Genomic DNA, 12875 nt, shown 5'->3' with positions numbered 1-12875 from the left:
GCTTTAATTTTTCCCGGGTTCAATTGCAGGCGTCTCTTGAGATTCGTTGGATTCGGGTTGCACCAGCGCCAGAATCAAAACTTGCCGGTTCCGGTCCACACCGGCAACGGGGGTACTGATAATCTGCGCGAAATCACCGGTCGGATCGCGTTCGATTCTTAACACCGCCGCAACAGGAATACCGGGAGGATAAACCCCGCCGATTCCGGAGGTCACCAGCAGATCACCACGCTGAATATCGGTGTTAACGGATAAATAGCGCAATTCCAATTCATCGTTTCTACCGGTGCCGGACACCACCGAACGTAAACTGTTGCGCACCACTTGCACCGGCACCGAATGATCCTTATCGGTCAGCAGCGTAACTTCCGACGACCAGGGATACAGCTGCGTGATTTGCCCGACGATGCCTTGATCGTCAATCACCGCTTGACCCAGCTGGATATGATGCCGACTGCCTTTATTCAAAGTAATCTTATGACTGAACGGGTCGCGCGGCGTGTACAGAATTTCTGCCAGAACCGCTTTGGTTTTAGTGGCCGTTTCAATTTGCTGCACCGCGCCCAGCAGTTTGCGCAGTTGCGCATTCTCGGCTTCCAGGGCATCCAATTTCAGCAGCTGTTCACGATTGTCCAGATAGAGCCGTCTGAGCTTCTCGTTTTCTTCCAGCAAATAGAAACTGGCGATGAATTCGCCGATTTGGTCGTAAATGCTGGCGGGAATATATGCAATTTTCTGCAATGGAAAGATGATCACCCCGATGGTCTGGCGGAATTGCGGGAAATACTTGAGACGCGTATCTTCAGCGATGAGTAAACAGGACAATAAGGTGAATACAAACAGCCGCGTGAACGGGCCGGGGCCATGTCTGAAAAACTGAGGAACTGTTTCCATTACGTCCCGTATTCAACTATCGATTTATTTTTCAACCAATAAGGAAAGAGATAAAAATAATTAACCAACTAATAGATTTAATCGCGGGCAAAAATGCCGATGGACCGATCCATGTTCTCCAGCGCGATACCGGCGCCGCGCACCACGCAGGTCAATGGATCATCGGCGACAATAACGGACAAGCCGGTTTCTTCCATCAATAACCGGTCAATATCGCGCAACAACGCGCCACCACCGGTCATCACCATGCCTTTGTCGGCGATATCCGAACCCAATTCCGGCGGCGTATGCTCCAGTGCCGATTTAACCGCGCTGACGATGCTGTTCAACGGTTCCGCCAGCGCTTCCAGAATTTCGTTACTGGAAATGGTGAAACTGCGCGGTATGCCTTCCGCCAGATTGCGGCCTTTCACTTCAATTTCGCGCACTTCCGAACCGGGAAAAGCCGAACCGATTTCCTTTTTAATGATTTCCGCGGTGACCTCGCCGATCAGCATGCCGTAGTTACGGCGGATATAATTAATGATCGCTTCGTCAAATTTATCCCCGCCCACCCGCACCGAATTGGAATACACGATACCACCCAGTGAAATCACGCCCACTTCGGTGGTACCGCCGCCGATGTCGACCACCATCGAACCGGTGGGCGACTCAACCGGCATATCCGCACCCAGCGCCGCCGCCATCGGCTCCTCGATCAACTCCACCTTACGTGCGCCTGCGCCATAAGCTGCTTCGCGAATCGCACGGCGTTCCACTTGCGTGGAGCCGTACGGGACGCAAATGACAATGCGCGGATTGGCGGAAAGCAGGCGCGGCGGATTCACTCTGCGGATAAACATCTTGAGCATCTGCTCGGTAACGGTAAAATCGGCAATCACACCATCCTTCATCGGACGGATCGCGGTAATGTTACCCGGCGTGCGGCCCAGCATTTGCTTGGCGGCGAGACCCACTTGCTGGATCATTTTTTTGCCGTTGGCTCCGCTTTCTTCACGGATTGCGACTACAGAGGGTTCGTCCAACACGATACCTTGGCCGTGGACATAAATCAGCGTATTCGCCGTGCCCAGATCAATCGCCATGTCTGTTGAGAAATAGCTTCCAAGGATATTGTTGTTCAAGAAATTAAACATAGTGGCAGAATCCGTTATTAATAATTATGATGAGAGCGAATAATAAATAAAACCATCAAAAAATAATACGCCGGTTAAAACGGGGCATGATACTCTAATAGTTATTTGAATATAAGGTTACCGATTAAAATGACTTTATCTGTTAGCGACGTAAAACGCATTGCCGATCTTGCGTATATCGAAATTGACGACAATGAGGCCAAAGAAACTTTGACTCAGTTATCCGGTATTTTCAATTTGATTGAATCCATGCAAGCGGTCGATACATCGACAGTGGAACCCATGTCTCATGCGCAAAGCGTCGTGCAGCGTTTACGTGAAGATGAAGTTACTGAAACCGACCAACGCGAATTATATCAATCAATAGCACCGCAAGTCGAAGCCGGTCTGTATCTGGTGCCGCAAGTTATTGAATAGCAGAACAGACTATCGTAGCAAGGCAAGCCAAAGAAAGCACAAGACTTAAAGAACAGCGCAATTATACGCAACATTTTATTTTTCTCTCATCAGTAAATCCATGTTTAACGCCAGCCTTAAACAGCTCTCGATTCAGCTTGCCGGAAAGAAAATTTCCAGCACTGAACTGACCAGCGAATTCCTGCAACGCATCAAGCAGCTTAACCCGGAATACAATGCCTTCATCACCGTCAACGAAGACATCAGTCTGGTGCAAGCGCGCGCAGCCGACCAAATGATCGCCGCCGGACAAGCCGGTCCATTAACCGGTATTCCGATCGCGCAAAAAGACATTTTCTGCGCCAAAGGCTGGCTGACCACGTGCGGTTCAAAAATGTTGTCGAATTTCGTCTCACCGTACGACGCCGGTGTCATCGAACGCTTCAATCAAGCCGGTGCAGTCAACATCGGCAAGACCAACATGGACGAATTCGCCATGGGGTCGAGCAATGAAACATCTTATTATGGTCCGGTGAAAAACCCCTGGGATCATGCTGCGGTACCCGGCGGCAGCTCGGGTGGCGCAGCCTGCGCGGTGGCCGCCAGATTGGCCCCGGCAGCGACCGGCACCGATACCGGCGGCTCAATCCGCCAGCCCGCCGCGCTGTGCGGCATTTCGGGAATCAAACCAACCTACGGACTGGTGTCGCGCTACGGCATGATCGCCTTCGCTTCCAGCCTGGATCAAGGCGGCCCGATGGCCAAATCGGCGGAAGACCTGGCGCTGCTGCTGAATGTCATGACCGGCTTCGATCCGCGTGACTCCACCAGTCTGCAACGCGAAGCCGAAGACTATGCGCGCGATCTGCAAAAACCGTTAGCGGGCTTGCGTATCGGTCTGCCGAAGGAATATTTCGCCGAGGGCATGAGCAGCGACGTTGCCAGCGCAATCGACAAAGCGTTGGATGAATACCGCAAACTGGGTGCGCAAACGGTTGAGATTTCCTTGCCGAACGCGCCGCTGGCAATCCCGGTTTATTATGTGCTGGCGCCCGCCGAAGCATCGAGCAATTTATCCCGCTTTGACGGCGTGCGCTATGGCCATCGCGCCGAGTCGTACAGCGATCTGGCCGACATGTACCGCAAATCGCGCGCGCAAGGATTCGGCCCCGAAGTGAAACGGCGTATTCTGATCGGCACGTATGTGTTATCGCACGGTTACTACGATGCCTATTACATCAAAGCGCAAAAGCTGCGCCGCCTGATCGCGCAGGATTTTGCCGAAGCCTACCAGCAATGCGACATCATCATGGGTCCGACGACACCGACGGTCGCCTTCAATCTGGGTGAAAAAAGCGGCGACCCGATCCAGATGTACTTGTCTGACATCTACACCAGCGCGGCCAATCTGACCGGCATGCCGGCCATGTCGATTCCGATCGGTTTCGGCGACAAAAACCGCCCCATCGGCTTGCACATCATTGGCAATTATTTTAAGGAAGCGCAGATGCTCAACGTTGCGCACCAGTACCAATTGGCTACGGATTGGCATAGCCGGTCGCCCGTTTAAAACTAACCTTCATTTGTGAAATACATATTTAGCTGGAACATTCATTATGCAGTGGGAAATTGTCATCGGTCTTGAAGTACATGCGCAACTTTCAACGCACTCCAAAATCTTCTCGGGCGCTTCCACCGCCTATGGCGCGCCGCCCAACACGCAAGCGTGCGTGATCGACCTGGCGCTGCCCGGTGTGCTACCGGTGTTGAACAAAGGCGCGGTGGAACGGGCGATCAAGTTCGGCTTGTCGGTCGGCGCGAAAATCAATTCGCCGTCTATTTTCGCGCGCAAGAATTATTTTTATCCCGATTTACCGAAAGGCTATCAAATCAGCCAGTACGAATTGCCGGTGGTGCAAGGCGGCACGATTGCGATTCAAGTCGACGGCGCTGAAAAAACCGTCCACTTGACGCGCGCGCACTTGGAAGAAGATGCCGGTAAGTCATTGCACGAGGATTTTCACGGCATGAGCGGCATCGACCTGAACCGCGCCGGCACGCCGTTGCTGGAAATCGTTTCCGAGCCGGATATACGCAGCAGCGCGGAAGCGGTGGCGTACGCCAAAACGCTGCACGCGCTGGTGCGCTGGATCGGCATTTGCGACGGCAACATGCAGGAAGGCTCGTTCCGCTGCGATGCGAATGTCTCGGTGCGCCCGCGCGGCACGGAAAAACTCGGCACGCGCTGCGAAATCAAGAACCTGAACTCGTTCCGCTTTTTGGAAAAAGCCATCGATTACGAAGCCCGGCGGCAAATAGAAATTCTCGAAGACGGCGGTTCGATCCGCCAGGAAACCCGGCTGTACGACGCCAACAAAGACGAAACGCGCACCATGCGCAGCAAGGAAGACGCCAACGACTACCGCTACTTCCCCGACCCGGATTTGTTACCCGTGGAGATCTCCGCAAGCTGGATCGAACAAGTCAAATCCGCCCTGCCGGAACTACCGCAAGCGCGCCGCGACCGTTATGTAGCGGAATTTGCATTGTCCGCCTATGATGCCGCCGTGCTGACCGGCTCGCGCGAAATGGCGGATTACTTTGAAGCCGCCATCCGGGAACTGCCCGCGCAAGCCAAACTGTGCGCCAACTGGATTATGGGTGAGATCAGCGCGCAATTGAACAAGGAAGGCATCGAAATCACCGCCTGCCCGATCAACCCGGCGCAGCTTGCCGCGCTGCTGAAACGCATCGGCGACGGCACAATCTCCGGCAAAGCCGCCAAGACGGTATTCGAAAGTATGTGGAACGGCGAACTGGACAAGAATGCCGACGCCATCATCGACGCAAAAGGACTGAAGCAAATTTCCGACGACAGCGCCATCGAGAAAATTGTCGATCAAGTCCTCGCCGCCAACGCGCAGCAAGTCGCCGATTACCGCGCCGGCAAGGAAAAAGCCTTCAACTCGCTGGTCGGTCAAATCATGAAAGCCACCCAAGGCAAAGCCAATCCCGCGCAAGTAAACGCCATATTGAAGAAAAAGCTGGACGGCTAAACAACCGCCTGATGGATTTGCCCTTGCACCGGATCAACAGAATGAGGCCGTAAAGCGCTTTCTGTCATCGAGGAAATGAAGCCGGTATGAAGAAAGCCACGAAAGAGATCAAACAAGAACCGCTGGAAAAGCAACTGTGGAAAGCCGCCGACAAGTTACGTAAGAACATCGACGCGGCCGAATACAAGCATGTCGTGCTCGGATTGATGTTCCTGAAATACATTTCCGATGCGTTCGAGGAACTGCATGACCGGCTTGAAAAAGGTGAAGGCGATCTCGCCGGAGCCGACCCGGAAGACAAGGATGAATACCAGGCGGAAAATGTCTTCTTCGTTCCCGCCGAAGCGCGCTGGCCGCATCTGGTGGCGCACGCCAAGCAACCCGCTATCGGCACTCATGTCGATACCGCCATGGACGCGATTGAAAAGGAAAATCCATCGCTCAAGGGCGTGCTGCCGAAAGTCTACGCGCGGCAAAACCTCGATCCCACCTCACTGGGTGAATTGATCGACCTGATCGGCAATATTGCGCTCGGCGATGCCAAAGCGCGCAGTCAAGACGTACTCGGCCATGTGTTCGAATATTTCCTCGGGGAATTCGCACTGGCGGAAGGCAAACAAGGCGGCCAGTTCTACACTCCGCGCAGCATCGTCGAATTGCTGGTGAACATGCTCGAACCATACCAAGGCCGGGTATTCGATCCGTGCTGCGGCTCCGGCGGCATGTTCGTGCAATCGGAAAAATTCGTCGAAGAACATCAGGGCCGCATCAGCGACATTTCCATTTACGGCCAGGAAAGCAACCAAACCACCTGGCGGCTGGCGAAAATGAACCTCGCCATCCGCGGCATCGACAGCTCGCAAGTCAAATGGAACAACGAAGGCTCGTTCCTGAACGATGCGCACAAAGACCTAAAAGCCGATTTCATCATCGCCAATCCGCCGTTCAACGTCAGCGACTGGAGCGGCGAACAACTGCGCGGCGACGCGCGCTGGCAATATGGCACGCCGCCGCCCGGCAACGCCAACTTCGCCTGGCTACAGCATTTCGTCTATCACCTATCGCCCACCGGCATTGCCGGGGTGGTGTTGGCAAAAGGCGCCCTCACCTCTAAAACCTCCGGCGAAGGCGACATCCGCAAGCGCCTCATTACCGATGGCAACCTGATCGACTGCATCGTCAACCTGCCCGCCAAATTGTTTCTGAATACGCAGATCCCGGCGGCATTGTGGTTTTTGAATCGGAATCGCATTGCCGCAACCGTAGGGGCAAATAACGTTGGGGCAAATGATGTACGGGCAAATAATCATTTGCCCCAACAACACCGCCACCCCCACGAAATTCTGTTCATCGACGCCCGCAACCTCGGCCATTTGATCAACCGCCGCACGCGCGAATTGTCGCATGACGACATCCAAAAAATTGCCAGCACCTACCACGCCTGGCGCAACGCCGCCGTCATTCCCGCACAGGCGGGAATCCAGCCGTATCAAGACATCAAAGGCTTCTGTGCCTCAGTTCCGGTGGAACGTGTCGCCGAACTCGATTACGTGCTGACACCGGGACGATACGTCGGCCTGCCGGACGAAGAAGACGATTTTATTTTCCCCGAGCGCTTTGCCGCGTTGAAGGCAGAATTTGAAGCGCAGTTGCAGGAAGAAGCAGCGTTGAACCGGGCGATTGTTGAGAGTTTAGCGAGGGTGAAGGTGTGAGTAAGTGGGAGGAATGCTCGATAGGCGAAATTGCAGAATATGTAAATAGAGGGATCTCGCCAAAATATGTAGAAGGCGAAGGCATTCCTGTGATCAATCAGAAGTGTATAAGACATGGGGTTATTTCTATCGACCATATTAAATATCACAATGTTGAGAAAAGTTATCTAAATGATAAGCTCTTGCGCATTGGTGATATTTTAATCAATTCAACGGGGATTGGTACCGCCGGACGTGTGGCAATGTTTAAACTGAATGGTGTTTTTCTTGTAGATAGTCATGTTTCAATACTTCGTATAAATCATCACAAAGCTTACCCTCAATATGTCTTTTATAATCTTAGAAAACGAGAAGATGAGATTGAAAGTTATGCCGAAGGCTCTACTGGTCAAGTCGAGCTTGGACGAGAAAAAATAAAATCAATTGATATTTCATTTCCATCTCTCCCCGAACAAAAAGCTATCGCCTCCGTCCTCAGCAGTCTTGACGACAAAATCGACCTGCTGCACCGCCAGAACAAAACCCTCGAAGCCATGGCTGAAACGCTTTTCAGGCAGTGGTTTGTGGAGGAAGCGAAGGATAATTGGGAAGAAGTAAAGATTGCCGATTTCGTTGAGTTAAACCGTGCAAGTATCGACAAAAACTATCCATACCAAACAATCGAATATCTGGATACCGGATCTCTAATTAGCGGAAAAATTGAGAGCTTTCAATCTTTTTCCTTGAATGACGCACCAAGTAGGGCAAAACGTCTCGTACAGCATAATGATGTTCTGATTTCTACAGTAAGGCCGGATCAAAAGCACTATGGGATTATCAAGAATCCAATTGAAAATTTAGTCGTATCTACTGGTTTCTGTGTTTTAACATGCACAAAAATTGATCCACACTTCATATACTTGCTTCTGACCAATGATGAAATGACGGATTATTTACATACGATAGCCGAAGGCTCTACGTCAACTTATCCATCTTTGAAACCTTCGGATATTGGTTCTATTGCTTTCCAACTTCCACCACATAGCAAGTTGGAAGAATTTTCAGTTATCGCTCAAAATTTATGGGAGAAAATTGAGAAAAACCATATTCAAATCCGCACCCTAGAATCCCTGCGCGACACCCTGCTCCCCAAACTGATGAGCGGCGAGGTGCGGGTCGATTATCCGTAGGGGCAAATAATCATTTGCCCCAACAACACCACATAAAAGAACACCATGACCTACAATCCAACCATCCATCAGCGCAAATCGATTCGATTGCAAGGTTATGATTATTCACAGGCTGGGGCCTATTTCATTACCGTTTGCACCCATAACCGGGCGCCGTTGTTCGGGGAAATTGTTGATGGGGTTATGGTGTTGAATACAGCGGGGCAGATCGTTGAAAAATGCTGGTGTGCGATACCCGAGCATTTTCCGCAGGTCACATTGGATGAATTCGTGGTGATGCCCAATCATGTGCATGGGATTATTACCGTTGGGGTAAATAACGTAGGGGCAAATGATTATTTGCCCCAACCATCCAAAAAAACACCCCGGCCATTACAACATGGCACATCCCGCACGATTGGATCGATGGTGAGGGGATTCAAAATTGGCGTTACCCGGTGGTTTCGCGCCAATACCGATATTCATGCGGTTTGGCAGCGCAATTATTACGAGCACATTATCCGCAACGAGGATGCTTACCTGAAAATTGCGGAATACATTCAAACCAATCCGCAGCGCTGGGAAACGGATACCTACCATGTCTAGGGGCCAATGATTATTGGCCCCTACTTGTCTTCGTGCACAACAAAGCGCATCATTCGATGACGTATCCGGAGGAAAGCCATGAGAACCACCATCGTATTGGATGATGAATTACTGGAAAAAGCGCAGGCCCTGACCCACGTTCAGGAAAAGTCCGCCTTGGTTAAAGAAGCCTTGAAAGCCCTGATCGAGCGCGAAAGCGCCAGAAGGCTGGCCAGCTTGGGTGGCACCGAAGCGCAGTTGGAAATCATCCCTCGCCGGCAAACCAGCGAATAACCGCCGGAATGATTCTGGTCGACACCTCGGTCTGGATTAACCATCTGCGCAATAACGATCCGCATTTAGTCCGCCTGCTGACCGGAAACAGCGTATTAAGTCATCCCTTTGTTCGTGGCGAACTGGCGCTGGGCAATTTGCGCCAGCGTGAAACCATTCTGGCCGCACTGGATAACCTGCCCCAAGCCCCCGTTGCTTTTACCGATGAAGTGAATATGTTCATCGAAAAACATGCTTTATATGGTTTGGGTATCGGGTTGATCGACGCGCATCTGTTAGCTTCAACACAATTATCCGGCAATACTCGGCTTTGGACACAGGATAAGCGGCTTCAGGCAGTTGCATTACGTCTTAATTTGGCGGCACTGGTTCACCATGCCTAAACTCAACGAATCCGCGATAGAAACCTTAGCGATCCAACTGTTCGAGCAACTCGGGTACAGCGCTATCCACGCACCCGATATTTCCCCCGATGGCGATCACCCGGAACGCAGCCGCTATGACGAGGTGCTGCTCACCGGGCGATTAATAAAAGCGCTCAATCGCATCAATCCTGGCATGACGGATACAGTACTGCAGGCTGCGTTGAAGGAAGTTGCGCGTATTCATTCACCTGAATTACTCAGTAACAATGAAACCTTTCATCGCCTGCTGACCGAAGGGGTTAAAGTCAGCACCCAGCACGAAGGCAATGAACGCGGCGAGATCGTCTGGTTGATTGATTTCGACACCCCCGGCCATAACGAATTTGTCGTGGCCAGCCAGTTCACCGTGATCGACAACAACCAGAACAAACGCCCGGATCTGGTGGTGTTTGTGAATGGCATGCCGCTGGTGGTGATCGAGCTGAAAAATGCCGCCGATGAAAACGCCACGCTGCAATCCGCTTTCAAGCAAATCGACACCTACAAGCAAGCCATCCCTGGTTTGTTTACTTACAATGCCTTGCTGGTGATTTCGGATGGATTGGAAGCCAAAGCCGGTTCGCTGTCGGCGGGATTCAGCCGTTTCATGACGTGGAAGATTCCCGATGATGTTGACGGTATGGTAGAGGCAAATAATCATTTGCCCCAACGTCATTTCCCCCAACAACCGGGATTGGAAACGTTGATCAATGGCATGCTGAACAAAAAAACCTTGCTGGATTTGGTGCGGCATTTTGTGGTATTCGAGAAATCCAAGAAGGAAGACCCGCAAACCGGCGTGATCAGCATCCATACGGTCAAGAAGATTGCTGCCTATCACCAATATTACGCCGTCAATGCCGCCGTGGCTTCCACGTTGCGCGCCGCCGATATGAGCGCGGCTTCCAAAGCCATGCAAAGCCCGGCCAGCTATGGGCTGCCGGATGTGACGCAGCAACCCAAGGGCGATAAAAAAGCCGGTGTCGTATGGCACACGCAAGGCAGCGGCAAATCATTGTCGATGGTGTTTTATACCGGCAAGATCGTGCTGGCGCTGAATAATCCCACGATTGTCGTCATTACCGACCGCAACGATCTGGATGATCAACTGTTCGATACTTTTGCCGCGTGCAAACAATTGCTGCGGCAAGAACCCAGGCAGGTGGAAAACCGCCAGCAATTGAAAGAGCTGTTGCGTGTCGCCTCCGGTGGCGTGATTTTTACCACGATCCAGAAATTCCAGCCGGAAGAAGGCAATGTGTATGAAGAACTCTCAGATCGCGACAACATCGTGGTGATCGCCGATGAAGCACATCGCACGCAATACGGATTCTCGGCCAAAACGGTGGACGACAAAAATGCCGACGGTGAAGTGATCGGCAAGAAAGTGGTGTACGGTTTTGCCAAGTATTTACGCGATGCGTTGCCGAATGCGACTTATCTGGGCTTTACCGGTACGCCGATTGAAAAAACCGATATCAACACGCCAGCGGTATTCGGCCATTATGTGGATATTTACGATATTGCGCAGGCGGTGGAAGACGGCGCCACGGTGCGCATCTACTATGAAAGCCGCTTGGCAAAAGTCGCGTTAAGCGAGGAAGGCCGCAAACTGATCAAGGAACTGGATGATGAGTTGGATCAGGACGAATTGACCGATACCCAGAAGGCTAAAGCCAAATGGACGCAAATGGAGGCATTGATCGGCAGTGAACGCCGCATCCGGAACATCGCGCAGGATCTGGTCAGCCATTTTGAAGCACGCCAGGAAGTGTTTGCCGGGAAAGGCATGATGGTGTGCATGTCGCGCCGCATTGCGGCTGATCTTTATCGTGAGATCATCAAGCTGCGGCCAGCCTGGCATTCCAACGACTTGAACAAAGGCGTAATCAAAGTGGTGATGACGACGGCTTCCTCCGATGGCCCGGCCATGGCGCAACACCACACCACCAAGCAGCAACGCAAGCTACTGGCTGAACGCATGAAGGATAACAGCGACGAACTGAAGCTGGTGATCGTGCGCGACATGTGGTTGACCGGATTTGATGCGCCCAGCATGCACACGCTGTATATCGACAAACCCATGAAAGGCCACAACCTGATGCAAGCCATCGCACGGGTGAACCGTGTTTATGGCGACAAGCCCGGCGGATTGGTGGTGGATTATCTCGGCATCGCGTCAGACTTGAAAGAAGCGTTGTCATTCTATTCCGATGCGGGCGGCAAAGGCGATCCCACCTTGATGCAGGAGCAGGCGGTACAGCTCATGCTGGAGAAACTCGAAGTGGTAGCGGCGATGTACCACGGCTTTGCGTATGAAGATTATTTTGAGGCCGATACTTCGAGAAAACTAGCTTTAATCCTGGCGGCTGAGGATCATATTTTCGGCTTGGACGACGGCAAGAAGCGCTACATCAATGAAGTGACCGCACTGTCTCAGGCGTTTGCCATTGCCATCCCGCATGATCAGGCACTGGACGTGAAAGATGAAGTGGCTTTCTTTCAGGCGGTGAAAGCGCGCTTGGCCAAATTCGACAGCAGCGGCGGCGGCAAAACCGATGAGGACATTGAAACCACCATCCGGCAAGTCATTGACCGGGCTTTGGTATCGGAACAAGTGATTGATATCTTCGATGCCGCCGGAATCAAAAAACCCGATATTTCCATCCTGTCCGAAGACTTCCTGGCCGAACTCAGAGATTATCAGCATAAGAATGTCGCGTTGGAAGTGCTGAAAAAACTGCTCAACGATGAGCTGAAAGTACGTGCCAAGGTCAATCTGATGCAAAGCCGTTCGTTGATGGAAATGCTGGAAAATGCCATCAAGAAATATCACAACAAAATTCTGACCGCTGCCGAAGTAATCGAGGAACTGATCAAGATCAGCAAGGAAATCGTTGCGTCTGATAAGGAAGCCGGCAAACTTGATTTATCCACCTTTGAGTATGCCTTCTACACTGCCGTCGCCAGTAACGATAGCGCCCGCGAGCTGATGCAAAACGATCAATTACGCGAACTGGCCATCGTTCTGACCCAGCGCGTGCGTCAAAATGCTTCCATCGACTGGACCATCAAGGAAAGCGTGAAAGCCAAGCTAAAAGTGATCGTGAAACGCACGCTGCGCCAATTCGGTTACCCGCCGGATATGCAATTGCTGGCGACTGAAAGGGTGTTGAAGCAGGCTGCGATGATTGCCAATGAGCTGGCAACAGCCTGAGCATGCAGGAAGACATGCAGACCGGTATAATGG

Annotated in this window: 11 protein-coding genes; 9 read left to right on the top strand and 2 right to left on the bottom strand. The window is 51.9% G+C overall.

What is annotated here, in order from left to right:
- Positions 1-3: 3 nt before the first annotated feature.
- On the bottom strand, positions 4-894 hold the full coding sequence (mreC, locus tag R2103_RS02870; protein WP_317530034.1) for a rod shape-determining protein MreC: 891 nt from the start codon (positions 892-894) through the stop codon (positions 4-6).
- Positions 895-971: 77 nt separating this feature from the next.
- Positions 972-2030 carry a rod shape-determining protein gene (locus tag R2103_RS02865; RefSeq protein ID WP_090317483.1) on the bottom strand — a complete coding sequence of 353 codons (1059 nt, stop codon included), beginning with the start codon at positions 2028-2030 and terminating at the stop codon, positions 972-974.
- A 129-nt stretch (positions 2031-2159) separates the two neighbouring features.
- On the opposite strand from R2103_RS02865, the gene gatC reads away from it, so the two are divergent.
- The 9 genes from gatC (at position 2160) to R2103_RS02820 (ending at position 12842) form a co-directional block, all read left to right on the top strand.
- A complete protein-coding gene (gatC, locus tag R2103_RS02860) occupies positions 2160-2447 on the top strand; it encodes an Asp-tRNA(Asn)/Glu-tRNA(Gln) amidotransferase subunit GatC (RefSeq protein WP_090317486.1) in 288 nt (95 codons plus the stop codon).
- A 100-nt stretch (positions 2448-2547) separates the two neighbouring features.
- Positions 2548-3996, top strand: a complete 1449-nt coding sequence (gatA, locus tag R2103_RS02855) for an Asp-tRNA(Asn)/Glu-tRNA(Gln) amidotransferase subunit GatA (protein ID WP_317530033.1) — start codon at positions 2548-2550, stop codon at positions 3994-3996.
- 46 nt (positions 3997-4042) lie between these two features.
- Entirely contained in the window at positions 4043-5482 is a 1440-nt protein-coding gene (gatB, locus tag R2103_RS02850; RefSeq protein WP_317530032.1) for an Asp-tRNA(Asn)/Glu-tRNA(Gln) amidotransferase subunit GatB, read from the top strand.
- A gap of 86 nt (positions 5483-5568) precedes the next feature.
- Positions 5569-7194, top strand: a complete 1626-nt coding sequence (locus tag R2103_RS02845; RefSeq protein ID WP_317530031.1) for a class I SAM-dependent DNA methyltransferase — start codon at positions 5569-5571, stop codon at positions 7192-7194.
- On the top strand, positions 7191-8363 hold the full coding sequence (locus tag R2103_RS02840; RefSeq protein ID WP_317530030.1) for a restriction endonuclease subunit S: 1173 nt from the start codon (positions 7191-7193) through the stop codon (positions 8361-8363). The genes R2103_RS02845 and R2103_RS02840 overlap by 4 nt, the downstream gene beginning before the upstream one ends.
- Before the next feature lie 45 nt (positions 8364-8408).
- On the top strand, positions 8409-8948 hold the full coding sequence (locus tag R2103_RS02835) for a transposase (RefSeq protein ID WP_317530029.1): 540 nt from the start codon (positions 8409-8411) through the stop codon (positions 8946-8948).
- A gap of 78 nt (positions 8949-9026) precedes the next feature.
- Complete coding sequence (locus R2103_RS02830) at positions 9027-9221, top strand: type II toxin-antitoxin system VapB family antitoxin (RefSeq protein WP_317530028.1); 195 nt, start codon at positions 9027-9029, stop codon at positions 9219-9221.
- Positions 9222-9229: 8 nt separating this feature from the next.
- On the top strand, positions 9230-9604 hold the full coding sequence (locus tag R2103_RS02825) for a type II toxin-antitoxin system VapC family toxin (RefSeq protein ID WP_317530027.1): 375 nt from the start codon (positions 9230-9232) through the stop codon (positions 9602-9604).
- Entirely contained in the window at positions 9597-12842 is a 3246-nt protein-coding gene (locus R2103_RS02820; protein ID WP_317530026.1) for a type I restriction endonuclease subunit R, read from the top strand. Before R2103_RS02825 ends, R2103_RS02820 begins: the two co-directional genes overlap by 8 nt.
- Positions 12843-12875 lie beyond the last annotated feature (33 nt).

This window comes from Nitrosomonas sp. Is24, from assembly GCF_033063335.1.
Taxonomy (GTDB): Bacteria; Pseudomonadota; Gammaproteobacteria; order Burkholderiales; family Nitrosomonadaceae; genus Nitrosomonas.
The sequence above is the reverse complement of the archived record's forward strand: the minus strand, read 5'-3'. Positions and strand labels throughout refer to the sequence as shown.

Excerpts from the sequence above, each read along its gene's own strand:
- R2103_RS02835 (WP_317530029.1), top strand. The coding sequence starts at position 8,409 with ATGACCTACAATCCAACCATCCATCAGCGCAAATCGATTCGATTGCAA.
- R2103_RS02830 (WP_317530028.1), top strand. The coding sequence starts at position 9,027 with ATGAGAACCACCATCGTATTGGATGATGAATTACTGGAAAAAGCGCAG.
- R2103_RS02825 (WP_317530027.1), top strand. The coding sequence starts at position 9,230 with ATGATTCTGGTCGACACCTCGGTCTGGATTAACCATCTGCGCAATAAC.
- mreC (WP_317530034.1), bottom strand. The coding sequence starts at position 894 with ATGGAAACAGTTCCTCAGTTTTTCAGACATGGCCCCGGCCCGTTCACG.
- R2103_RS02865 (WP_090317483.1), bottom strand. The coding sequence starts at position 2,030 with ATGTTTAATTTCTTGAACAACAATATCCTTGGAAGCTATTTCTCAACA.
- R2103_RS02845 (WP_317530031.1), top strand. The coding sequence starts at position 5,569 with ATGAAGAAAGCCACGAAAGAGATCAAACAAGAACCGCTGGAAAAGCAA.
- R2103_RS02820 (WP_317530026.1), top strand. The coding sequence starts at position 9,597 with ATGCCTAAACTCAACGAATCCGCGATAGAAACCTTAGCGATCCAACTG.
- gatB (WP_317530032.1), top strand. The coding sequence starts at position 4,043 with ATGCAGTGGGAAATTGTCATCGGTCTTGAAGTACATGCGCAACTTTCA.
- gatC (WP_090317486.1), top strand. The coding sequence starts at position 2,160 with ATGACTTTATCTGTTAGCGACGTAAAACGCATTGCCGATCTTGCGTAT.
- gatA (WP_317530033.1), top strand. The coding sequence starts at position 2,548 with ATGTTTAACGCCAGCCTTAAACAGCTCTCGATTCAGCTTGCCGGAAAG.